The following is a 23,449-nucleotide window of genomic DNA, read 5'->3' on the forward strand; positions in this document are numbered from 1 at the left end:
CAGCAATTCATTGCTATAAAACGGTTTGTAATGAAAAACGGCTGTACCCAAATGGGCCAGCCGTTTTGAGTTAATGCTCCGGTTGAGTTAACCGAAACTTAACGGGTTACTTCAGTGCTGCCAACGCGGCATCATAGTTTGGTTCAGTGGTGATTTCATTAACCAGCTCACTGTAGATAACGTTATCGTTACCATCCAGAACCACCACCGCACGCGCGGTCAAACCGGCCAACGGGCCTTCAGTAATGGCCACACCGTAAGCTTGTTTGAAATCAGCGCCACGCAGCGTTGATAAGGTAATTACGTTGCTCAGGCCTTCAGCACCGCAAAAGCGTGATTGGGCAAATGGCAGGTCAGAGGAGATACAAAGAACAACAGTGTTCTCAAGTTCGCCAGCCAGTTGATTGAATTTACGTACCGATGCGGCACAAACGCCGGTATCAATACTAGGGAAGATATTCAGGACTTTACGTTTGCCAACGAAGTTGCTCAGGGCAACATCAGATAAATCTTTCGCAACCAAAGTAAAGTCTTTTGCTTTATCGCCAGCTTGTGGCAGTTGACCTGCAACAGTGACTGGATTGCCTTGAAAATGTACGGTCTGTGTCATTATTTGATCCCTTTTACAGATGTGTAACACGAAGTTCAGTTTAAGGTAACAATGGCGGCTTGGATATGAGAAATTTGCTAAATAATTGAGATTTTACTTACGTTAGGTTCTAACGCCTGATGCCAAAGCCCGAATTCTGCCAAGGAGCCATAATTGAGAATAATGCGTTTCTACCCTGAGGCATGGCCTTTACATTCCGCGTTTGTTATTTCCCGTGGTAGCCGTACAGAAGCCAAAGTAGTGGTGGTCGAGATTGAGGAAAACGGCACTCTTGCTTACGGTGAATGTACACCATATCCACATTATGGCGAAAGTGAAGCATCGGTGATGGCACAGCTCGCCTCGGTTGTTAATGCCATAGAAAATGGTATTTCACGGCAGGATTTACAGCCACTATTACCCGCTGGGGCCGCCAGGAATGCGGTGGATTGCGCACTGTGGCAGTTGGAATGTTTACAGAGCCAGCAAAGTTTGTGGCATATGAGCCAGACAACGGCTATTTCCTCTATTTCTATGGCCCAAACGGTCAGTATTGGCACCCCGGAAGCAATGGCCTACAGTGCCAGTGCATTGGCACATCTTGGCGCCAGGTTGTTGAAAATAAAACTTGATGACCATCTCATTGCTGAGCGATTGGTCGCGATCCGCAGTGCCGCACCGGAAGTGACCTTAATCGTTGATGCCAATGAGTCCTGGCAAACTGAAGGGTTGGTCGCCCGCTGCCAGTTATTGGCTGATTTAGGGGTGGCAATGTTGGAACAACCACTGCCCGCCGGTGAGGATGACAGTTTGCAGAATTTTATTCATCCGTTGCCGATTTGTGCTGATGAGAGCTGCCATACGCGGGCGGATTTAGCCGGTCTGGTTGGCCGCTATGACATGGTAAACATTAAACTGGACAAGAGTGGGGGGTTAACCGAAGCGCTGTTGCTAGCCGAGCAGGCAAAATCACTGGGATTCGCCATTATGCTCGGTTGCATGTTGTGTACTTCCCGCGCAATACGTGCGGCATTGCCGCTGGCACCGGGGGCACGGTTTGTTGATCTCGATGGCCCGACATGGTTGGAACAGGATATTGAGGGTGGGTTGCACTTCTCAACAGGGGCGATCGATTTATCGGTTTAATCCGCCAACGTGAGTAAATCCACCAATGCAGCCAGATAACATTCACTGGCCGCATCGGCGGAAATTGGCGGTAATTCTGCGGTGATACACGGCAAGTTGCGATCAGCGCACCAGCTACCAAATGACCCCGGTGTGGCGTAACCGACACTGCTAACGAGTGGCAAGGCGAAATTGGCTGCCAGGCGTGATCCTAGTGCGGAGTTATCGGGGTCTTCAATGCAAGCCAGCGGCTCATGGAATGAGACGACCCAACGTGGAGCAAGTTGCTCAATTAAGGCGCATAAAGCCTGCGTTTCCGGCTCTGAGCCTGCGTGTTCGCCCGTCAATAACCGTACATCACGCGCATCAGCGGCACTGTTCCAGCGATAAACCGTCTCGCCTGGCTGCCAGTTTTTTGCCGGGAAATTGCGATTAAGGTCAACACCATTGGCATTAGCACGTAACCCTAATTGGCAACCATCCGGGTTCACTGCCAATATCACATGATGGCGCTGTTGTTCCGGGGCAATAGTGCGTAACGCGCAGGAAAGGGCAACAATGGCCGCACTTTCATCGCCATGGGTGCCGGCGATAATCAACCCGGTGTTAACCGAAGATGTGGGGGCAGGGAAGTAAAGCAGCGGTGCACCTAACAGCGATTGACCGTAGCATTGGCCTGGGGTGAGCAGGTTCCCTCGTGCTGAACGAGGCCGATATTGAGTCATAATGTTCTCTGTTATCCTGAACATATTCATAATACCCTCAACATAACATCTAATATTATTTCTTTGAATCAATAAGTTATTTTTGATTCGGTGGCAATGGTTAAGCGAACCATAAAAGCTAACGTCAGTTGTTGATTGTATTGTTGAATGCAGTTTACTTTTGATGCTGCCGCCGTGAGCTATATTTTATCGTCGTCAGTATAGGGTTTAATCTGCTAGTTTATATCTACAACATGTTGAGTTGATGTTGACGCTTTACTGTTTGATTTACTTTAAATAAATAGATCTAGAAATAATGATGCGCTAAATTTATGAGCACGATAAACCCAAGGTCAGGGCTGAATATTGCCTGCATACCGTATGTCGGCAAGCGCTGCGGGTCATTAACGTTATGAGCAGCCAGAGTCTGCTTTCGCTAATATGGACAACAACGATAAGGTTATCGATTATGCGCTATTTCCGTTATGCATTGTGTGCCGCATTAGTTGGCACTGCGCTGGGCGCGGCAAATGCCGCTGATGTCCCTGCGGGTACCATACTGGCTGAAAAACAAGAAATCGTTCGGCATATTAAAGATGAGCCTGCTTCCCTTGATCCGATGAAAGCCGTGGGGCTAATCGAGGCTCAGGTCGCGCGTGACCTGTTTGAGGGGTTAGTCAATCAGGATGCTCGGGGCCAAATAATTCCGGGTGTTGCGCTAAGCTGGCAAACAGCAGATAACCAAACCTATATATTTACCTTACGTAAAGACGCTAAATGGTCTAACGGCGCACCGGTCACTGCGCAGGACTTTGTTTACAGTTGGCGTCGATTGGTTGACCCTAAAAGTTTATCTCCTTTTGCCTGGTTCGCTGAATTAGCGGGGATGGAGAATGCACAGCAGATTATTGCGGGGAAAATGCCAGCCGATATGCTAGGGGTGAGTGCTATTAATAATCACACCTTAAAAGTCAAACTCAGTAAACCCGTACCTTATTTCCCAAGTTTAACGGCGAACTTTAGTCTATTCCCGGTTCCCCAATCTGTTGTTGAAAAATATGGCAATGACTGGACTAAAATCGGTAATTTGGTTGGCAACGGCGCATTTAAATTACAAGATAGAGTCGTTAATGAGAAATTGGTCTTGGTGCCTAATGAGTATTATTGGGACCATGCGCATACGGTGCTGACTAAGGTGACGTTTATTCCAATTAATCAGGAAGCAAATGCCACTAAACGTTATCAAGCGGGTGATATTGATATTACCGAGTCCTTTCCAAAGAATTTATATCAGAAGTTGTTAAAAGATATTCCTGACCAAGTTTATACGCCCGATCAGCTAGGTACCTATTATTATGCTTTTAATACGCAACGCGCACCAACTAATGATATTCGCGTACGTAAAGCATTATCTTATGCGATAGATCGTAAAATAATTGCTGAAAAGGTATTGGGTACTGGGGAGAAACCAGCGTACCACTTTACCCCTGATGTTACTGCCGGCTACCATCCGGTTGCCAATTTATTGCAGCAGCAAGATCAAGATGAATTGAACGCACAAGCCAAAGCATTGCTTCATGCTGCGGGCTATGGGCCTGATAAGCCGTTAACATTATCACTCTTGTATAATACCTCTGATAATAATCAGAAATTAGCCATTGCTATTGCTTCTATGTGGAAGAAAACATTGGGCGTAGATGTCAAAATGATTAACCAGGAATGGAAAACATACATTGACAGCCGTAACACCGGTAATTTTGATGTGGTTCGTGCGTCATGGGTCGGTGATTATAATGAACCATCTACCTTCCTGTCACTGCTGACATCTACGCACAGCGGGAATATCGCGAAATTTAATAGTGTAGATTATGATAATTTACTCAATGAAGCGGGTAAGCAGACCAATGCTAAAGCACTGAGTGAAGACTATAATAAGGCTGAACAGATTATTGCCGAGCAGGTACCTATTGCACCTATATATCAATTTACTAATGGTCGATTAATTAAACCGTGGGTGAAAGGTTATCCAATCACTAACCCTGAGGACGTGGCATACAGCCAGACGATGTATATCATCAAGCATTAAAACGGGTATATTTATGGCCGTTGGGCCGCCAGTGCTAATTGGCGGCTTTTTATTTCATAATCAAATAGTAATGAGATAACTAAATCTATTGGGTAACTTTATATTTAACTGTTTTGGTCATTTTAATTTTACGTTTCCTGAGTCGCAGGTGGCTATGTAATGGCTTGCCAGGTGCTATCCTGGTACATCACCTTTAAAGATCAGGTTGCTAGCGCTACACTGAGCTAAATTGCATGATAAATTCCGAAATAGAGGGTGTTGTTGTGGATGTCGTCGAAGGAAAAGCACTTCAAGTTTCTGATGCAGTTTATGCCTATCAGCTCGATGGCAAAGGCGGAGTGACGTCAATAAGTATTGATGCTGTCGCCACAGCGGAGCAGCCTTGCTGGTTGCATTTGGATTACACCTATCCGCAAAGTGCGGCCTGGTTGCAAAATACACCATTACTGCCTGAAGTGGTCCGTGATGGTCTGGCTGGGGAGAGTGTAAGACCAAAGGTGACCCGGTTGGGTGATGGCACGATGATAACCCTGCGCGGTATTAACTTTAACAACAATGCCCGCCCAGATCAGTTAGTGACAATTCGGGTTTATATAACAGACAAATTGATCGTCTCAACTCGCCATCGTAAAGTTTACTCCATTGACGATGTGCTTAATGATTTGCAAAGCGGTACTGGCCCGACAGACAGTGGCAATTGGCTGGTGGAGATTGTCGATGGTCTGACCGACCATACCAATGAGTTTATCGAGGACTTACACGATAAAATTATCGATCTGGAAGATGATTTACTGGAACAGAAAATTCCTCAGCGCGGGCAAATGGCATTGTTACGCAAACAGTTAATTGTGTTACGCCGCTATATGGCACCGCAGCGCGATGTATTCTCTCGATTGGCCAGCGAGCGTTTGCCGTGGATGAATGATGATGATCGGCGTCGGATGCAGGAAATCTCAGAACGCCTGGGCCGTGGATTAGAGGATTTAGATTCAAGCATCGCACGTACAGCGGTGCTGTCTGATGAAATTAGTTCATTAATGGCTGATGCAATGAACCGGCGGACTTATACCATGTCGCTTCTGGCGATGGTATTTTTACCCACCACTTTTTTGACCGGTTTATTTGGTGTCAACCTCGGAGGGATCCCTGGTAATACCTATTCTTTTGGTTTTGCGACATTCTGTATGATGTTAGTGGCTTTGGTGTTAGGTGTTGCCTGGTGGTTAAAACACAGTAAATGGCTCTAATGGCAAATTGGCAGACGCGTAAAAGAGTGTGCCAGAAATGGGGTTAATCACTGCAAAATTGAGCCATATCAAGATTTGACGGTAATGACTCAGGCATTATTATTTTGCAGGTGAATGTAACGTCAAGCGATGGGCGTTGCGCTCCATATTTGTAATACTTTTATTTTGAATTACTGCATAGCACATAATTGTTACGATGCCGATGTTGTCTCAACATCGGCATTTTTTTATGCATTTTTTAGTGAAGTATTTAACCCCCACAAAACGTGCCCAGGCTCAGCTTCATTTCTACTGTTTCATGGCGGCATAAACTTACGTATAATAACGCTTTACTTTGTCACTCGGAATTAGTTGCTCTGAACGCCATTAGAGACCTGATAAGCATTTATGAATCAAGAAGATACAAGAAAAGAAACCCTTGAGTTCAATAAACTCCAGAAGCGCATTCGGAGAAATGTTGGCAACGCCATCACTGATTACAACATGATTGAAGATAATGATGTTGTAATGGCCTGTATGAGTGGTGGGAAAGACTCGTTTGCAATGTTGGATATCCTACTCGGCCTTCAGAAGGTTGCACCAATAAAGTTTGAAGTTATCGCGGTAAATTTAGATCAAAAGCAACCCGGTTTTCCTGAACACATTCTGCCGGCGTATCTTGAAAGTCTGAATATCCCTTATTACATTGTGGATAAGGATACTTATTCGGTTGTTAAAGAGAAAATACCTGAGGGTAAAACAACCTGCGGATTATGTTCTCGGTTACGTAGAGGAACATTGTATTCATTTGCCGAGAAGATTGGTGCAACAAAAATTGCTCTCGGTCATCATATGGATGACATTGTTGAAACGTTATTTTTGAATATTTTCCATGGCGCGCGGATGAAAGCAATGCCGCCTAAATTACGCTCTGACGATGGGCGTAATATCGTTATCAGGCCGCTGGCGTATTGCCGTGAAAAAGACCTGATTAAATATTCTGAGTATAAAACTTTTCCAATAATTCCCTGTAATCTGTGTGGTTCGCAGGAGAATTTGCAGCGCCAGGCAATTAAAGCAATGTTAGGCGAATGGGATAAGAAAGAACCAGGCCGGGTGGAAAGTGTATTTAAATCAATGCAAAATGTAAGCCCAAGCCAGTTAGCGGATCGCAATCTTTTTGATTTCGTCAATCTACCCCTGGATCGTGAAGGGGATAGGGAAGAGTATGCTTTTAGTGAAGCAACGGTTTCCTCGACGAATATTGATAACTCCCTGTATATAGATGTAACCAATCTCTGATTTTATTTATCTATTAAGCTAACGCGGTAATATCACCTTAAACCTATTCGGCTACTCCCCCATTGATTTATGGGGGTATAGCCGTGCGAGAAAATTATGGAATAAGGGACTCCCAAAATAAAAAACCGCAGTACAACGCCCCGATTGAGGCGTTGTTATCCTGCGGATAAACGATGTCGATGCTGAGTAAATTTACTCCTCAGACACTGTTTTTTCTGTTTTCCCTGCCAGCAAGCTCAGGAAATCGTAGCGTTTTTTCAAGTCTTTCTCTGCCGCTGCGTATAACTGTGCAGCCACTTCAGGCTCTTGGGTATTGAGCCGACGGAAGCGTTGCTCATTGAGCAGCGTGGTGGTCAGGTCACTGCTTGGCGGGCGGGAGTCCAATGCCAAAGCCGCTTTTCCCTCGTCTGTACGGCGCGGGTCAAAGCGGTATAGTGGCCAGAAACCGGTGGTGGTTAATTGTTTCATCTGATCATGGCTGTAGGCCAAATCATACCCGTGCTCCTCACACGGGCTGTAAGCGATAATCAACGATGGGCCAGGATAAGCTTCCGCTTCTTGAATAGCCTTCACCGTTTGATTGAGCTGCGCACCCAGCGAAATCTGTGCGACATAAACATGGCCATACATCATCATACTGACGCCTAAGTCTTTGCGCGCCTTACGTTTGCCATGCTCACCGAATTTAGTCACCGCTCCGAGCGGGGTCGCTTTGGATTGTTGGCCGCCGGTGTTGGAGTAACACTGGGTATCGAGCACCAGCACATTGATGTTTTCTGTCAGGCTCAGCACATGGTCAAGCCCACCAAAACCGATGTCATATGCCCAGCCGTCCCCACCAATCAACCAGATGGATTTGTCGACCAGATAATCTGCATCGGTTGCCAATTGTTGAGCATCATTACCCGGAATGTCACGCAGTAGCTGACGCAATTGGGTGACTTGCTCACGGCGTACTTCTGGCGTGGCATCCTGATGTATTAACTGCTCAACCAGCTCTTGCGGCAACTGTGGTGCCAGTTGGTTGATTAAGCGGGTCACCCGCTGACGATGCTGATCGACAGTCAGGCGAAAGCCCAGGCCGAACTCGGCATTATCTTCGAACAGTGAGTTAGCCCACGCCGGCCCACGGCCATCGGCGTTGGTGGTATAAGGCGTGGTAGGCAGATTGCCGCCATAGATTGATGAGCATCCGGTGGCGTTGGCAATTAACAGACGATCGCCATATAACTGGGTCAATAATTTAATATACGGTGTCTCACCACAACCCGAACAGGCTCCAGAGTATTCAAACAGTGGGGAAATCAATTGTGACGTACGGATATCAATACGTTCCATTTGGGCTTTATCGATTTCCGGTAATTTGAGGAAGAAGTCATAGTGCGTTTTTTCTTCCACCAGATGTTCCAGCCGTGGTTGCATGTTTATGGCTTTGACTTCAGGATTCTGGCGATCTTTGGCCGGACAGACCTCATAGCACAGGTTGCATCCGGTGCAATCTTCAGGCGCAACTTGCAACACATACTTCTGCCCACGCATATCACGGGCTTTGACATCGAGCGATTGCAGGCTGTCTGGTGCACCCGACATCGCCTCTGGCTGTACCACTTTGGCACGGATTGCTGAGTGTGGGCAGGCCGCAACACAGTGGTTGCACTGGGTACATAGGTCAGGCTGCCAGATAGGAATATTTTCTGCAATATTGCGTTTTTCCCACTGGGTTGTACCCACAGGCCAGGTTCCATCAGGCGGGAAGGCCGACACCGGTAGCGCGTCACCCAAACCAGCTAACATGGTTGCGGTCACAGTTTTGACAAAATCGGGTGCTTGATCGGAGACGATCGGTGGGCGCATCGGGCTGCTTTCATTAATCGGTTGTAGTGGGATTTCAACCAATGCATCCAGAGTTGCATCCAGTGCCTGCCAGTTGCGCGTGACAATTTCTGGCCCTTTATTGCTGTAACTGCGGTCAATCGCTGCCCGCAACTGCTCTTGCGCCATGGCGGTAGGTAAAATCTGTGTCAAATAGAAGAACGCCATCTGCATTACGGTATTAATACGGGCGCCAAGTTTGCATTCACGGGCGATTTTAGCCGCATTAATCACAAACAGCCGTGCATGGCGTTGATGCAGCACGGCTTGCACTTCCTGTGGCAGGCGAGGCCACATTTCATCTGCACTGAAGGGGGTATTAATCAGGAAAATACCGCCGGGTTTCAGTCGTTCGGCCATTTGGTAGGTATCAATAAACTGCAACTGGTGGCAACCGACAAAATCGGCATGGCTAACCAGATAGGCGGAATTGATCGGGGTTTCACTGATGCGCAAGTGTGAAACGGTTAGACCGCCTGCTTTTTTCGAGTCATAAACAAAATAACCCTGTGCATACAGCGAGGTGCTGTTGCCGATTATTTTGATGTTGTTTTTAGTGGCAGAGACTGAGCCATCACTGCCCAGGCCATAGAACAGTGCCTCCAGAGTGGCGCGTTGCTCGATTTTCTCGTCAGTCAATGGTAATGACAGGCCGGTGACATCATCAAAAATCCCTACAGTGAAACGTGGGCGAGGCAGGTCCAATGTCAACTCTTTGAAAATGGCCAGAGCGCAATCGGGGCTGAATTCCTTGGAAGATAAACCATAGCGGCCACCAATCACTTTTGGCAATGTGGCGCGCTCGCCACGGCTATAGGCTTCTGCCAATGCGGTCATTACATCAAGATAGAGTGGCTCAGCCAGCGCCCCCGGTTCTTTGGTGCGATCCAACACGGCTATTTTTGTTACTGATTGGGGTAAGACACTCAACAGATGCATCGCAGAGAAAGGACGGTATAAACGCACTTTCAACACACCCACTTTTTCGCCACGCGTTAATAAGGTATCAATCACTTCTTCGCAGGTGCCGATAGCGGAACCCATCAAGACAATGACACGCTCTGCCTGTGGATGACCGTAATATTCAAATGGTTTATATTCGCGCCCCGTAGCCACGGCAAAAGCCGCCATAGCATCAGCAACATGCTGATAAGTATTGTTATACCAAGGGTTGGTGGCTTCACGCGACTGGAAGTAAGTATCAGGATTGGCTGAAGTACCGCGTACTACCGGATGATCCGGTGAGAGCGCCCGGCTGCGGTGGTCATCTATCCCTTTTTGCGGCAGTAATTGGCGTAGCGTGTCATCACTGAGTGGCACAATTTTATTGATTTCATGTGAGGTGCGGAAACCATCAAAGAAATGAATAAATGGAATGCGGCTATTGAGTGTCGCTACTTGTGAAATCAGGGCGAAATCTTGTGCTTCTTGCACACTGCTGGCGCAGAGCATGGCACAACCGGTCTGGCGCACGGCCATAACATCGGAGTGATCGCCAAAGATGGATAAGGCATGAGTCGCAATGGTTCGGGCTGCAACATGTAGCACGAAAGGGGTCAGTTCACCCGCTAACTTATACAACGTGGGGATCATCAACAGCAATCCCTGCGAAGAGGTAAAGGAGGTCGACAGCGCGCCAGTTTGCAGTGCGCCATGGACGGTGGCAATGGCTCCGCCTTCTGACTGCATTTCAACCACGCGAGGAACATCTCCCCAAATATTAACTTTACCATCCCCAGACCATGCATCAGCAAGTTCTGCCATGGTGGAACTTGGCGTAATAGGGTAGATGGCGATAACTTCACTGGCGCGATAGGCCACAGAAGCTACTGCACTGTTACCGTCAGTAGTAATCATTAATTTATACCTTCACATTGCTTGTCACGCAGAGACCAAAGTAGTAGTGGGTGTCTCTGACGGTTAACGAATTATTTGAACTAATACTGAAATTCTAGCAGAGTGCATTTTTGTCAGTTATCGAATTTGTGTGGCTGGAGAGGGGGCGCTTTCAGTTAAAATGCAGGAAATAAGTAAAGTAGTGCAGGCAACGCTATATAAATGCTATTTGGATAATAATTATTACAATTAGAAAACTATTTATTGTGCTGCTCAGATATCGCTTGGCGACGCAGTACCTATTTGTGCTTTTGTAAAATAATTGTGAAACTGAATTAGATTTAATGAACATTTAATATGGGACGGGCATAATGTCGACCCAATACTGAAATGAGAAAATGATGATGAGCGGTTTCATGTATTTAATGATGGCAATTGTTGCCGAAGTGGTTGCCACCACGATGTTGAAAGCATCTGATGGGTTTACCCGATTGGTACCCTCGATTGTGGTGGTGATTGGCTACGGTATTGCATTTTGGGGACTTTCGCAGGTTGTTAAAACTATGCCATTGGGTATTGCTTACGCCATCTGGTCAGGGTTGGGCATTGTATTAGTGTCGGTCGCCGCCACTTTTATGTATCAGCAAAAGCTTGATTGGGCGGCAATTGCCGGGATGACGCTGATCATTGCGGGTGTTATGGTGATTAATCTGCTGTCCAAGACACCCATGCATTAATCATGTGTATAGGGAGAACGCACCTATTAGCGCGTTATCGTGGTGGGGCGAGATAACACGCTAATGGGGATGGTCGGTAACACACTGAAACGTAGGCTAGCGCTCTTTGGCGCTATTTAATGTCTAATTGATGTATGCCATCGATAGCCAATAATGTTTCATAAAACTGATCAAGGTTTTTTCTCGGTGACAATGTCACTTCCATGGTCAGTTCACAATCGGTATCCGCCTCATCACGTTTTTGTACTACTGACAGGTTAATTGGCCGCAGTCGCAGTTTTTGCAGCGCGACCAGAATAAGCGGTACACTCTCGGGTAATAGCTTGATAGAGACATAATGGTGCTGACCAAGCAGGCGGTTACTCAGTTGGCGGAAGATCTCCAGCACCACCAATGTCATCAGCGTGCCATAGATGCCAATCTCATACAGGCCGCTACCTATCACCAAACCGATAGCCGCTGTTACCCACATCCCGGCTGCGGTTGTCAGGCCTTTAACCATCTGCTTTTGAATCATGATGGTCCCGGCTCCCAGGAACCCCATCCCGCTGACAACTTGTGCCGCGACTCGACTGGGGTCAAAACTGACGTGCTCCAGCGTCAGTAAATCCTCGAAACCGTATTTTGAAACAATCATAAACATGGCGCTGCCAATGCCAACCAAGATATGAGTACGCAATCCTGCTTCTTTTGACCGCAATTGACGTTCAATACCTATTAACCCACCCAGCAATCCGGCAAGGGCTATTCGTAGCAGTAAATCAGTGATCATCGTTATTCCCGTTTTATTTTGTCCAAATCGTAGGTATCTGATTCTCTATCTAATTAGTCTAGGTTTGGTTATTTCGTCAAATTTTTAACAGCAAACTACCTTGATAATTCGGCTATTCACCCTGTACCAGGCTAAATTTAATTACCACATTTGCGCTTATTTATGTTGTGTTTTAATTATAACAGATATTATATAAGCCAATTAGCGTAGACGGAATTGCATTAAACAATAGATTTATGCCTTTCTCATACCGGAGCAGAAGAATGAAAGTATTATCAATATTTGTAGGTGGCGCTGTGCTCTTTTTAGCCGCCTGTAGCAGCAATGACCCAACAGCTACAGCTTTAAATAACGCTGATGCCTATGAACCCGTGCAACAAGCCACCAGTGCCAGTGTCCATCATAATCTCAATATGGCCAATCCGGCGGCAGTCAATTGTGCCAATGCTGGCGGAGTATTAACTATTGCCAAGCAACTTAATGGCGGCAGTGTGGGGATGTGCCAGTTGCCCGATGGCAAACGTTGTGAAGAGTGGGCGTTGATGCGCGGTGCTTGCCCGGCACGCTGATACCCGCCGTCTTTCAAGTTTGCAGGTGTGTCTGGCTACTCTTGTTCGCCGCCTGCCTGCATCTCGAAATCTATTGGGTATCTCATGCTGCCGCTTGTTACTCACGTATAAATAATTAGGCGGTAATAATATTTGGGCAGGGTTCACCCTTTTTCAATTGGGCAATATTCTGCATGGTGGTGGCCGAAATACTGGTCAGCGCCTCTTCGGTCAGAAACGCCTGATGGCCGGTAAATAACACGTTATGACAAGAAGATAAACGGCGGAAAACGTCATCCTGAATCACGTCGTTAGATTTGTCTTCAAAGAACAGGTCACGTTCATTTTCGTAAACATCCATGCCGAGCGAACCTATCTTTTGCTGTTTTAGCGCATCAATAGCTGCAGTAGAATCAATCAAACCACCACGACTGGTATTGATGATCATTACGCCATTCTTCATTTGATCAAAGGATTGTTTATTAAGCAGGTGATGATTTTCCGGTGTCATCGGGCAATGCAGCGAAATAACATCAGATTCAGCATACAGCGTTTTAAGATCGACATATTCAGCGCCCAGTTCCAGAGCTTGCGCACTTGGATAAGGGTCAAAAGCGAGCAAACGCATACCAAAGCCTTTCAAAATGCGCATGGTTGCTACACCAATTTTACCGGTACCGATAATTCCCGCAGTGCGGTTATGCATGTTGAAGCCAATCAGCCCTTCCAGTGAGAAGTTAGCATCACGGGTACGCTGGTAGGCACGATGAATTCGGCGGTTAAGGCTCATCATCATACCTACGGCATGTTCAGCGACAGCCTCAGGTGAATAGGCGGGGACACGAACGACCTGAATGCCCAGTTCTTTCGCCGCCTCCAGATCCACATTATTAAAACCAGCGCAACGCAATGCCAGAATCTCGACACCGACATTTTTCAGCTCTTCCAATGTCGCACGGCAACCATCATCGTTGACGAAAAGACAGACCGCATCACAGCCAGCAGCCATTTTTGCTGTTTTTGGCGTTAACAGAAAATCGAAAAACTCTAATTCAAAGCCAAAATCTTTGTTGACCAATTCGAGGTATTTACGGTCATACTGTTTAGTACTGTAAACGGCTAATTTCATCGCGATATCTCCGCTAAAATATTGTGATCAATCTAACAGATTTGAATAAATCATACAATTTGCCACAGTAATAAGTTAAATAGAGCACTTGTCACTTTCTAATGCCAAAGAGGTAAGGTTTTTATTCCAACGTTCAATGGCAGCAGTTTGGTCTGTGTTGCAAGGGCGCGTTATCTATTATGGTATCTTGCAGTGATTTGATTAAAGCACACCGTAAGTCTGGTTGGGGATAAAACAAGGCGAGTCATGGCTAAATGCGCAAAAATAGTGGGTTGGTTGTTATTAATCAGCGCAATCTCTCTGATGGCATTATGGAAAACCCTGCCACAGTGGTTACCAAAAGTGGCACAGTATTGGCTACCTGTGGGGAGCCAGATAACGCTAGCTACGCCACCGGTGTGGCGTGACGGCGCACTGCGTATCACGCAATTGCGCTATTTGGCGCAAGACTGCCTGCTTGCCAATATGAGTCAATTGAGTGTCGGCTATCATCAGGGGCGCTGGCAAGTTGCGGCCAGTAATGTTGCGTTGGATACCGCCTGTTTGAGCAAATTACCGGCTAATGGCGACAGCGCACCACCGAATTTAGCATACTGGCAGCAGCAGATGTCGGTGCTGGACTTGGATATCAGCAATTTGCAGATTACGCCCTGGCAGCAATATGCCGGTAAACTGACACTTACTTCGCCCGATCAACATAAATTGATTCAAGAGTTGCGTTATCAGGGGCCGCAACTGAGCTTTGCGGCGACACTTGATCAGGACCAGCAACTGAGTTTGCATCAATTCTCTATCGCGGTACCGGGCGCGCCGCAGCCTTTTGAACTCAGTGGCAAAATCAAAATTCCTCTGTCGCTAGATGATTGGCCGGAACAGGGCGAATTACAGGGGATGCTAACCACCGGTTATCTGTCTAAGCCACTTCTTTTAAACTTAAGCTGGCAACAGCAGCAAGGGATGTTGACGCTCACTGAGCGTGATGACGAAACACCTCTTGCGCGGTTGCCATGGCGCGCCGCAATAAACCAAGTTCAGATAGTTAACGGTCAATGGCAATGGCCGTACGGCCAGCAACCATTAAGTGGCGGTATAAACCTGACGTTACATGACTGGGACCAAGGGTTGGATCAGACCTCGGTTGACGCGCGGATTAACGTGCTTACCTCTGGGCAGAGTGGTAAGGGGAATGCGGTATTGACTCTCGGGCCGGGTAATCTGAGCATGATAAACAGCGATTTGAAGTTCCAGCTCAGTGGGCAGGCCAATCTGGAGAGTATGATACTCAACGCTACCATTCCAGGAGTACTCAGTGGCTCAGTGTTGAACCCTACCTGGGTATTGCACCCAGGGGCTTTACTGCGCGCGCATGGCAATGTGACGCCTGAATTGCGGATAAGAGACGCCCGTTGGCCATTGGCTGGTGTCAAAGTAACGGCTGCCGGTGTCAGCGGGCGTCTACAAGCCATCGTTGATGCACAAGACAGTTATTGGGGGAATGTTAATCTGCATCTGGATGGTCAGGCGCAAGAATTTTGGCCGGACAAAGGTTATTGGCAATGGCGCTACTGGGGCAATGGCCACCTGCCGCCACTGGCTGCTCGCTGGGATATGGGGGGTAAGGGGAGTTGGCGCGATACATTAATCACCGTTGACCAGCTCTCGACTGGTTTTGATCGGTTGCAATATGGCCTGGTTAAGGTTGAGGCACCAAGACTGACATTGTTGAAGCCACTCACCTGGCAGCGGGATAACCATCACCCAGCCTTTATTGCCGGTTTTTCGCTGGGGGCGAAAAAAGTATCGTTCAGCGACGGGGGCGGTTATCTACCTCCGGCTGAATTATCTTTGCAACTCAATGGCCGGGAACCGAACAGCTTCCTGTGGCAGGGGCAATTGCAGGCGCAGGCTATCGGGCCGATCTCGCTAGGCGGCCGCTGGGATGGCGAACGGCTACGGGGTGAGGGCTGGTGGCCGAAACAATCGTTAACCGTGTTCCAACCGCTTATCGCATCAGAGTTAGGCATCAAACTGCGTGACGGGGAGCTGTATGCTCAGGCCGCCTTTTCGGCAGCCAGGGAGCAAGGCTTTACTGCCGGCGGTCACTGGGTGGTGAAGAATGGCGGGATGTGGCTCAAAGATGGAGAGATGAGCGGATTAGATTTCGTCATGTCGTATCGCTTGCAGAATCACCACTGGCAGTTGGGTGCGAAAGACCCGGTGATGTTGCGTATTGCCTCAATAAGCAACCTATTTGAAATGCAAAATATCACCGCTGATTTACAAGGTACTTACCCCTATTCTGATGATGCACCGTTAACCTTGAGTAACGTTGGCATGGACATTCTTAACGGCCATCTGAGTTTGTCTGCTTTGCGCTTGCCGCAACACGATGCCGCCGTGCTGAAGTTAACCGCTATCGACTTGAGTGAGCTATTTACCGTGCTACAACCGAAACAGTTTGCCATGTCGGGGAAGGTCAACGGGGAATTACCACTCTATCTTAATAACCCACAGTGGTTGGTACGTAATGGTTGGATTGCTAACGATGGCAAGGTAACGCTGCGCCTCGATCAAGATCTGGCCAATTCAATAGGCGATAGTAATGTTGCCGCTGGTGCTGCGATTGACTGGCTACGTTATATGGAGATTTATCAATCTTATGCCAAAGTGGATTTGGATAATTTGGGCCAATTGACATTACACTCGAAGATTCATGGTGTGAATACGCAAAAAAACTCAAAGCGTGAGATAGTATTGAATTATCAGCATCAGGAAAATGTGTTCCAACTCTGGCGCAGCCTGCGTTTTGGTGACAACTTACAAGAGTGGCTACAACAGACGCTTTCTCTACAACCAACAGTAATACCGGCGAGGACGAAGGAATGAAGATCTTGACAGGGGAACGTGTAGCAATAGCGTTGGGTATTTTGATGCTCAGTGGCTGTTTACGCCTTGAGGTAGCGACACCGGAAAAACCGATCACTATCAATATGAACGTCAAGATTGAGCATGAAATCCAGATAAAAGTTGATAAAGATGTGGAAAGTTTGCTCAAAAATCAATCCAATCTATTCTAAGGAGCCACGATGAAAAAGCAAAATTCAGGCTGGATTGGTGGCAGGCTAAGGCTGATTCGAGCGATGTTGGGGTGGGCGATATTGAGCAGCAGTTTGCTATTCAGTTCCATGGCTTTTGCCCTGACATTGGAGCAGGCAAAGCAGCAAGGGCGGGTTGGTGAAACCCTCAGTGGTTATTTGGCTCCGGTTAAAAAAGATCCTGAGACGCTGGCGTTGGTAGAGCAAATCAATATCGCCAGAACAGAGAAGTATCAGGAAGTGGCGCAGAAAAACCACATTTCAACCGAGGATGTTGCCAAACTGGCAGGGCAGAAGTTAGTTAACCGGGCGGCGGCCGGTGAATATGTGCGCGGTATTAATGGCCAGTGGATGCAGCGCTAATTGTTGTGGTAATGGTTTGGTACGGATGAAGGGAGGGCGGTGGTGTTACTGGCGCAATCACAAAGAGAAAAGCGCGCCCAAAGGCGCGCAAGTAACTAATGACACTACTGGGTAAAACGAGGGTAATACAAGGTTATTTTAAGTCGCACATTGACGGAGACACCCATGTCAGCGCGAAATCATCAATTAAGCACTAACAACCTGAGCCAGTAACTCTTTGGCATCAGCTTGTGCTTTGGTCGCCACTTCAGGACCATAAGCAATACCTTCTGCAAACACGAATTCAACATCGGTAATGCCGATAAAGCCCAGGAACAGACGCAGGTAAGGCACCACCAGATCCGTTGGGGTGTCTTTATGAATGCCCCCACGGCTGGTCAGAATAATGGCACGTTTACCGGTTACCAAACCTTCCGGGCCTTTCTCTGTGTAGCGGAAAGTCACGCCAGCACGGGCAATCAGGTCAAAATAGTTTTTTAACTGAGTCGGGATATTGAAGTTGTACATTGGTGCAGCCATAACTATCACGTCATTGGCTTGCAGTTCAGCAATCAGCTCGTCAGACAGTGCCAAAGCCTCTTGTTGGCGCGGTGTTAACGCTGCGTCTGAAGGGCGCAAAGCACCCACCAGTTCACCATCTAACACAGGAACCGGTTGAGCGGCCAAGTCACGTACGGTGATTTCGTCGCCAGCGTGGGCTGCTTGCCATTGCTCGACAAAAAAGTCAGCTAATTGGTTGGACTGTGAATAAGTTGCCAGAATGCTTGATTTCAGGACCAGTACTTTGCTCATCGTAATTCCTTAACAGGTAACAGAGACTTAGGCGGTTCGCCCTTTCAATGAGATACACTTTATTAATATTTTCCTATTAGTGATAGCGCAATATTTTGCGTTCTTTGTTCGATTTAATTGAACGATGATAAATAGATAGGAAATTTTCGCTGGGTTACTGCGTAATCCGAGGCTGTGTTACCATATCAGGTAAGGGTTTATCTAATAAAAGCTATGGCTCATTCATCTATTGGGTGTCGAAGATGGGTGTGTTGGCAGGTTAAAAATTGATATCGATTAATAAAAAATATCGGCCAATCAAATTCATAGCATAAAATCATTGGGCTGACACCGTAGGTTGCAGCCGCATCGTAACAAGGAACACAGAACGTGAAATCTTCGCTCGCAGCATTATCCACCCAACTCGGTGAGTTGATGCTCCGTGACCAACAACGTCTGCGGCGTCGGCTGCAAGGCGCACGAAAAATTAATAATCCAGAGGCTATAGAAGCGATCACCCACGAGCTTGAGGCTGACATAGCAACCGCCATGCAGCGGGTTATTCGCCGTCGAGCCGCTTGTCCGGCGATCAGTTATCCTGAAAACTTGCCGGTCAGCCAGAAAAAGCAAGATATCTACAACGCTATTCGTGACCATCAGGTGGTGATCGTCGCCGGTGAAACCGGTTCCGGTAAAACCACCCAGTTACCGAAAATTTGCCTGGAATTGGGGCGGGGCGTGAAAGGGGTGATCGGCCATACCCAGCCGCGTCGTCTGGCTGCGCGCACTGTCGCAAACCGTATTGCGGATGAACTGGATACCTCTCTTGGCGGTTGCGTCGGCTATAAAGTCCGTTTTAACGATCAAGTGGGTGAAAACACACTGGTTAAGTTGATGACCGATGGGATCTTGCTGGCTGAAATTCAGCAAGATCGGCTGTTGATGCAATATGACACGTTGATTATCGATGAAGCCCATGAACGTAGCCTGAACATTGATTTCATCTTGGGTTATTTACGTGAATTATTGCCAAAACGCCCTGATCTGAAAGTCATTATTACCTCGGCAACCATTGATCCGCAGCGTTTCTCCCAGCATTTCAATAATGCCCCTATTATCGAGGTTTCTGGCCGTACCTATCCGGTGGACGTTCGCTATCGGCCAATTGTGGATGATGCTGATGATGTTGACCGTGACCAGCTACAGGCTATTTTTGATGCGGTTGATGAGTTAGGGCGAGAAAGCCCTGGTGATATTCTGATCTTTATGAGTGGTGAGCGTGAAATTCGTGACACCGCTGATGCATTGATGAAGCAAAATTTGCCCCATACGGAAGTGCTACCACTCTATGCCCGCTTATCAAACAGTGAGCAGAATAGGGTGTTCCAGTCGCATCATGGGCGGCGAATTGTATTGGCAACTAACGTGGCCGAAACCTCGCTCACAGTGCCAGGCATTAAGTATGTGATTGATCCCGGCACAGCTCGCATCAGCCGTTATAGCTTTCGTACCAAGGTGCAGCGCTTACCGATCGAGCCGGTGTCTCAGGCGTCAGCTAATCAGCGTAAAGGCCGTTGTGGCCGCGTGTCAGATGGTATCTGTATCCGCCTTTATTCTGAACAGGACTTTCTCTCCCGCCCAGAGTTTACCGACCCGGAAATTCTACGTACCAACCTGGCCTCCGTCATTCTGCAAATGACCTCACTCGGTCTGGGTGATATTGCGGCTTTCCCGTTTGTGGAAGCACCAGATAAACGCAATATCCAAGATGGTGTTCGGTTACTGGAAGAGTTGGGGGCGATACAAACCGCCGAGAATGGTCATCAACAACTGACTCCGCTGGGGCGGCAATTAGCGCAATTGCCCGTTGATCCTCGGCTGGCACGGATGGTGCTGGAAGCACAGAAAAGTGGCAGTGTCCGCGAACTGATGATCATTACGTCGGCGTTGTCGATTCAGGACCCGCGTGAACGTCCAATGGATAAGCAGCAGGCTTCCGACGAAAAACATCGCCGTTTTGCAGATAAGGACTCTGATTTCCTGGCGTTTGTTAACTTATGGGATTATCTGAAAGAGCAGCAAAAAGAGTTGTCATCAGCACAATTTCGTAAACTGTGCCGCAGTGACTTTCTCAACTATCTGCGCGTGCGCGAATGGCAGGATATCTACACGCAACTGCGTCAGGTGGTAAAAGAACTGGGTATTCCGGTAAATAGTGTTGTAGCTGACTACCGTAGCGTGCATACCGCGATATTGACCGGTTTGTTATCTCATATCGGCCAAAAAGATGTTGAAAAGCAAGAGTATACCGGTGCGCGGAATGCAAGGTTTGCTATCTTCCCCGGTTCCGGCTTATTTAAAAAACCGCCGAAATGGAGCATGGTGGCTGAGTTGGTCGAAACCAGCCGCTTATGGGGCCGTATTGCTGCCCGCATCGAGCCGGAATGGATCGAACCCTTGGCACAGCATTTGGTGAAACACCATTATAGTGATCCGCATTGGGAGAAAGCGCAGGGTGCGGTGATGGCCAGCGAGAAAGTCACCCTATTCGGTTTACCCATAGTTGCTGAGCGCAAAATCAATTACGGCCCGATTGATCCGCCGCTATGCCGTGAGCTATTTATTCGCCATGGCTTGGTGGAGGGGGATTGGCAAACGCGCCACGCCTTTTTCCGCGCCAATCTCAAATTATTGGCTGAAGTTGAAGAGCTGGAACATAAGTCACGTCGGCGCGATATTCTGGTGGATGATGAGACACTGTTTAATTTCTATGACCAGCGAATTGGTCGTGATGTTATCTCAGCGCGCCATTTTGATAACTGGTGGAAGAAAACCAGCCAGACACAGCCAGAGTTGCTGAACTTTGAAAAAACCATGCTTATCAAAGATGGTGCTAACAAAGTTAACCCACTCGACTACCCCAACTTTTGGTATCAGGGGGCTCTTAAGTTACGGCTTTCTTACCAATTTGAGCCTGGCACTGATGCTGATGGCGTGACCGTACATATTCCATTACCTATCCTTAATCAGATTCAAGAGCAGGGTTTTGATTGGCAGATACCGGGGATTCGGCGTGAATTAGTGATAGCACTGATCAAGTCTTTGCCTAAACCGGTGCGGCGTAATTTTGTCCCTGCGCCCAATTATGCCGAGGCGTTTCTGGCCAGAGTTACCCCGATGGAGATGGGGCTGCTCGATGCCTTAGAGCGTGAACTGCGGCGCATGACGGGTGTGACAGTGTCACGTGATAGTTGGCAATGGGATCAAGTTCCTGATCACCTTAAAATCACCTTCCGCGTGCTTGATGATAAAAACCGCATTCTGCGTGAAGGTAAAGACCTTGCCGCCTTGAAGCTACAGCTACAAGAGAAAGTTCAGGAAACGCTATCCGCTGTTGCTGACGACGGTATTGAACAAACTGACTTACATATCTGGAGTTTCGGTGATCTACCGGTGTGCTATGAGCAACGTCGTGGTGGCTATGAAGTCAAAGCATATCCGGCGCTGGTGGATGAAAAAGACAGTGTTGCGATCCGCTTGTTCGATACAGAATCTCAGCAACAACAAGCCATGTGGCAGGGGACAAGGCGTTTATTATTATTGAATATCCCATCCCCTATAAAGTACTTACATGAAAAATTGCCGAACAAATCCAAGCTCGGGCTCTATTTCAATCCTTATGGCAAAGTGTTGGACCTGATTGATGACTGCATTGCTTGTGGTGTGGATAAGCTGGTTGCGCAGTATGGCGGCCCCGCATGGCAAGAGACGGCGTTCGCCCAACTACAGGAAAAGGTTCGTGCTGAGCTAAATGACACGGTGGTTGAGATTGCCAAGCAAGTTGAACAAATCCTGACGACAGTATTCAGTATTAATAAGCGATTGAAAGGGCGAATAGATATCTCAATGGCATTAGCTCTTTCGGATATTAAAGCCCAGCTTGGCGGCCTCATATATCGCGGTTTCGTGACCAATAATGGTTGGAAACGTTTGCCTGATACCTTACGTTATTTACAAGCGATTGAGCGCCGATTGGAAAAACTCGCGATAGACCCTCATCGTGATCGAGCACAAATGCTCCGAATAGAACACGTCCAGCAAATGTGGCAGCAATGGCTGAATAAATTACCGCCAAAACGCCAGCAAGATGAAGAGGTTAAAGAAGTTCGTTGGATGATTGAAGAGCTGCGTGTGAGCTTATTTGCCCAGCAATTGGGAACGGCTTACCCTATTTCTGACAAGCGTATCCTACAAACTATCGAACAGCTTTCCGCCTGATTAGCGATTAAAATTCCTCCGCACGCTAAATATTATTGATTTAGCTGCGGAGTTTCTTACTGACTCTGTCCCTTCTTATATACCGCTATAAATTCATTATCTTTATGATTTATCTATTTTTATCGGCATGCTAACTATGTAATAGATGAAACATGCTGATGTTGATGCGAAGCCTCTCGAGGATTGCAAATTAACTGGGTTGCACGGCTGCGGTGTTATTGCCTCCTATCTTGAACTCCCGCTATATCTGTACTGACAAATCAGGCTACTTGGTCAAAGTTTGTCTGATTTAGGGTCACCATATTTGATTACTTTTGGTGAGTTTGATAGAGTTTTTCCAGCGCAGGGATTGCTTATGTATCAGATTAGTTTGTTGAGGTTGGCACAGCGCGAGTTGTTTAAATTACCTGTAGGTATTCAGGCTGCTCTGATTAAAGCCATGGATGAGTTAGAGGCTTATGGTCATGAGTTGCGGGAGCCAGAGGTGCGAGATATCGGGCGCGGGCTAAAGGAGCTACGGGTTAGTGCAAAAGAGGGGATCGGGCGTGGTTTTTTCTTTTACCACGTAGGTCAGCAGGTTTACATCATTCATATTTTACAAAAGAAGACACAAAAAATCCCAAGACGGACACTGATGTTGGCTTATCAGCGTATGAAGGAACTCAAACGGAGATTGCAGCCATGAAAAAACAAGATGATTTCGATATTATTTCTTTCGCTGAGGTTAAAGCGAGTGCTTTAAATCATCCTCAGGTCAACGAAGCCTACACAGACTTGCAAATTCGCGACGCCATGATGACTGAGCTGAAAGCTGCTCGCCAACAATGCAATTTAACACAAGAGGAAGTGGCGCAGCGGGCAGGGTTGAAAAAACAGAATATTTGCCGGATGGAGAAAGGCATCATTTCACCCAACCTCACTACGCTGAGTCGTTACGCCGCAGCATTAGGTGGGACTTTTGTTTTCAAATTTAACCAAAAGCCTCATTGCGTTAGTAAGGAATAGTAGCGATCTCT

The 23,449-nt window shown here is 47.4% G+C and carries 18 protein-coding genes; 12 read left to right on the top strand and 6 right to left on the bottom strand.

Going from position 1 to position 23,449, the window contains the following annotated elements:
* Positions 1-106: 106 nt before the first annotated feature.
* Entirely contained in the window at positions 107-610 is a 504-nt protein-coding gene (gene tpx / locus A6J67_RS14345) for a thiol peroxidase (RefSeq protein ID WP_005184397.1), read from the bottom strand.
* Positions 611-763: 153 nt separating this feature from the next.
* Between tpx and ycjG the strand changes: the two genes are divergently transcribed.
* Positions 764-1,735 carry an L-Ala-D/L-Glu epimerase gene (ycjG, locus tag A6J67_RS14350; RefSeq protein WP_042569804.1) on the top strand — a complete coding sequence of 324 codons (972 nt, stop codon included), beginning with the start codon at positions 764-766 and terminating at the stop codon, positions 1,733-1,735.
* Here the strand turns inward: ycjG and mpaA are convergent.
* Positions 1,732-2,439 (bottom strand): murein tripeptide amidase MpaA, encoded by a 708-nt coding sequence (mpaA, locus tag A6J67_RS14355; protein WP_032906074.1) that lies wholly within the window; start codon positions 2,437-2,439, stop codon positions 1,732-1,734. The two genes, ycjG and mpaA, sit on opposite strands and share 4 nt — an antisense overlap.
* Positions 2,440-2,887: 448 nt before the next feature.
* On the opposite strand from mpaA, the gene A6J67_RS14360 reads away from it, so the two are divergent.
* The 3 genes from A6J67_RS14360 (at position 2,888) to ttcA (ending at position 7,032) form a co-directional block, all read left to right on the top strand.
* Positions 2,888-4,504, top strand: a complete 1,617-nt coding sequence (locus tag A6J67_RS14360; RefSeq protein WP_050296991.1) for a peptide ABC transporter substrate-binding protein — start codon at positions 2,888-2,890, stop codon at positions 4,502-4,504.
* Between the two features lie 263 nt (positions 4,505-4,767).
* On the top strand, positions 4,768-5,751 hold the full coding sequence (gene zntB / locus A6J67_RS14365; RefSeq protein ID WP_032906073.1) for a zinc transporter ZntB: 984 nt from the start codon (positions 4,768-4,770) through the stop codon (positions 5,749-5,751).
* A gap of 387 nt (positions 5,752-6,138) precedes the next feature.
* Positions 6,139-7,032 (top strand): tRNA 2-thiocytidine(32) synthetase TtcA, encoded by an 894-nt coding sequence (gene ttcA / locus A6J67_RS14370; RefSeq protein WP_005184390.1) that lies wholly within the window; start codon positions 6,139-6,141, stop codon positions 7,030-7,032.
* 192 nt (positions 7,033-7,224) lie between these two features.
* Here the strand turns inward: ttcA and nifJ are convergent, their stop codons facing one another.
* Positions 7,225-10,761, bottom strand: a complete 3,537-nt coding sequence (nifJ, locus tag A6J67_RS14375; protein WP_050296988.1) for a pyruvate:ferredoxin (flavodoxin) oxidoreductase — start codon at positions 10,759-10,761, stop codon at positions 7,225-7,227.
* Between the two features lie 383 nt (positions 10,762-11,144).
* Between nifJ and A6J67_RS14380 the strand changes: the two genes are divergently transcribed.
* The gene (locus tag A6J67_RS14380) at positions 11,145-11,477 is read left to right on the top strand and encodes a DMT family transporter (protein ID WP_032906109.1); all 333 of its coding nucleotides are present in this window, start codon (positions 11,145-11,147) and stop codon (positions 11,475-11,477) included.
* 112 nt (positions 11,478-11,589) lie between these two features.
* Here the strand turns inward: A6J67_RS14380 and A6J67_RS14385 are convergent, their stop codons facing one another.
* Positions 11,590-12,249 (bottom strand): MgtC/SapB family protein, encoded by a 660-nt coding sequence (locus A6J67_RS14385; RefSeq protein ID WP_050296986.1) that lies wholly within the window; start codon positions 12,247-12,249, stop codon positions 11,590-11,592.
* A gap of 263 nt (positions 12,250-12,512) precedes the next feature.
* Here A6J67_RS14385 and A6J67_RS14390 point away from each other — a divergent pair, with 263 nt between their 5' ends.
* Positions 12,513-12,818, top strand: a complete 306-nt coding sequence (locus A6J67_RS14390) for a DUF333 domain-containing protein (protein WP_042569798.1) — start codon at positions 12,513-12,515, stop codon at positions 12,816-12,818.
* A 115-nt stretch (positions 12,819-12,933) separates the two neighbouring features.
* Here the strand turns inward: A6J67_RS14390 and A6J67_RS14395 are convergent, their stop codons facing one another.
* Positions 12,934-13,926, bottom strand: coding sequence for a 2-hydroxyacid dehydrogenase (locus A6J67_RS14395; protein WP_005184374.1), 993 nt, complete (start codon positions 13,924-13,926; stop codon positions 12,934-12,936).
* Between the two features lie 246 nt (positions 13,927-14,172).
* On the opposite strand from A6J67_RS14395, the gene A6J67_RS14400 reads away from it, so the two are divergent.
* Genes A6J67_RS14400 through A6J67_RS14410 form a run of 3 tightly spaced genes read left to right on the top strand, consistent with a single transcriptional unit; the run spans position 14,173 to position 17,384 of the window.
* Positions 14,173-16,812, top strand: coding sequence for a YdbH family protein (locus A6J67_RS14400; RefSeq protein WP_080608237.1), 2,640 nt, complete (start codon positions 14,173-14,175; stop codon positions 16,810-16,812).
* Positions 16,809-17,003, top strand: coding sequence for a YnbE family lipoprotein (locus A6J67_RS14405; RefSeq protein ID WP_032906071.1), 195 nt, complete (start codon positions 16,809-16,811; stop codon positions 17,001-17,003). The genes A6J67_RS14400 and A6J67_RS14405 overlap by 4 nt, the downstream gene beginning before the upstream one ends.
* Positions 17,004-17,012: 9 nt before the next feature.
* Positions 17,013-17,384 (top strand): YdbL family protein, encoded by a 372-nt coding sequence (locus A6J67_RS14410; protein WP_032906070.1) that lies wholly within the window; start codon positions 17,013-17,015, stop codon positions 17,382-17,384.
* 186 nt (positions 17,385-17,570) lie between these two features.
* Here the strand turns inward: A6J67_RS14410 and azoR are convergent, their stop codons facing one another.
* Positions 17,571-18,176, bottom strand: a complete 606-nt coding sequence (azoR, locus tag A6J67_RS14415) for an FMN-dependent NADH-azoreductase (protein ID WP_042569795.1) — start codon at positions 18,174-18,176, stop codon at positions 17,571-17,573.
* Between the two features lie 369 nt (positions 18,177-18,545).
* Between azoR and hrpA the strand changes: the two genes are divergently transcribed.
* The 3 genes from hrpA to A6J67_RS14430 all read left to right on the top strand — a co-directional run bounded on the left by hrpA (position 18,546) and on the right by A6J67_RS14430 (position 23,438).
* Positions 18,546-22,433 (top strand): ATP-dependent RNA helicase HrpA, encoded by a 3,888-nt coding sequence (gene hrpA, locus A6J67_RS14420; RefSeq protein WP_073999920.1) that lies wholly within the window; start codon positions 18,546-18,548, stop codon positions 22,431-22,433.
* Between the two features lie 355 nt (positions 22,434-22,788).
* Positions 22,789-23,118: a type II toxin-antitoxin system RelE/ParE family toxin gene (locus A6J67_RS14425; protein WP_032906069.1), complete on the top strand. Its 330-nt coding sequence runs from the start codon at positions 22,789-22,791 to the stop codon at positions 23,116-23,118.
* Positions 23,115-23,438 (top strand): helix-turn-helix domain-containing protein, encoded by a 324-nt coding sequence (locus tag A6J67_RS14430; RefSeq protein WP_032906068.1) that lies wholly within the window; start codon positions 23,115-23,117, stop codon positions 23,436-23,438. Before A6J67_RS14425 ends, A6J67_RS14430 begins: the two co-directional genes overlap by 4 nt.
* The last annotated feature ends 11 nt before the right edge of the window (positions 23,439-23,449 follow it).

Origin of the sequence: Yersinia sp. FDAARGOS_228 (assembly GCF_002073315.2) — a bacterium.
GTDB classification, from domain to species: Bacteria; Pseudomonadota; Gammaproteobacteria; order Enterobacterales; family Enterobacteriaceae; genus Yersinia; species Yersinia intermedia.

Excerpts from the sequence above, each read along its gene's own strand:
- tpx (WP_005184397.1), bottom strand. The coding sequence starts at position 610 with ATGACACAGACCGTACATTTTCAAGGCAATCCAGTCACTGTTGCAGGT.
- mpaA (WP_032906074.1), bottom strand. The coding sequence starts at position 2,439 with ATGACTCAATATCGGCCTCGTTCAGCACGAGGGAACCTGCTCACCCCA.
- A6J67_RS14360 (WP_050296991.1), top strand. The coding sequence starts at position 2,888 with ATGCGCTATTTCCGTTATGCATTGTGTGCCGCATTAGTTGGCACTGCG.
- ttcA (WP_005184390.1), top strand. The coding sequence starts at position 6,139 with ATGAATCAAGAAGATACAAGAAAAGAAACCCTTGAGTTCAATAAACTC.
- nifJ (WP_050296988.1), bottom strand. The coding sequence starts at position 10,761 with ATGATTACTACTGACGGTAACAGTGCAGTAGCTTCTGTGGCCTATCGC.
- A6J67_RS14380 (WP_032906109.1), top strand. The coding sequence starts at position 11,145 with ATGAGCGGTTTCATGTATTTAATGATGGCAATTGTTGCCGAAGTGGTT.
- A6J67_RS14385 (WP_050296986.1), bottom strand. The coding sequence starts at position 12,249 with ATGATCACTGATTTACTGCTACGAATAGCCCTTGCCGGATTGCTGGGT.
- A6J67_RS14390 (WP_042569798.1), top strand. The coding sequence starts at position 12,513 with ATGAAAGTATTATCAATATTTGTAGGTGGCGCTGTGCTCTTTTTAGCC.
- A6J67_RS14395 (WP_005184374.1), bottom strand. The coding sequence starts at position 13,926 with ATGAAATTAGCCGTTTACAGTACTAAACAGTATGACCGTAAATACCTC.
- A6J67_RS14400 (WP_080608237.1), top strand. The coding sequence starts at position 14,173 with ATGGCTAAATGCGCAAAAATAGTGGGTTGGTTGTTATTAATCAGCGCA.
- A6J67_RS14405 (WP_032906071.1), top strand. The coding sequence starts at position 16,809 with ATGAAGATCTTGACAGGGGAACGTGTAGCAATAGCGTTGGGTATTTTG.
- A6J67_RS14410 (WP_032906070.1), top strand. The coding sequence starts at position 17,013 with ATGAAAAAGCAAAATTCAGGCTGGATTGGTGGCAGGCTAAGGCTGATT.
- azoR (WP_042569795.1), bottom strand. The coding sequence starts at position 18,176 with ATGAGCAAAGTACTGGTCCTGAAATCAAGCATTCTGGCAACTTATTCA.
- A6J67_RS14425 (WP_032906069.1), top strand. The coding sequence starts at position 22,789 with ATGTATCAGATTAGTTTGTTGAGGTTGGCACAGCGCGAGTTGTTTAAA.
- A6J67_RS14430 (WP_032906068.1), top strand. The coding sequence starts at position 23,115 with ATGAAAAAACAAGATGATTTCGATATTATTTCTTTCGCTGAGGTTAAA.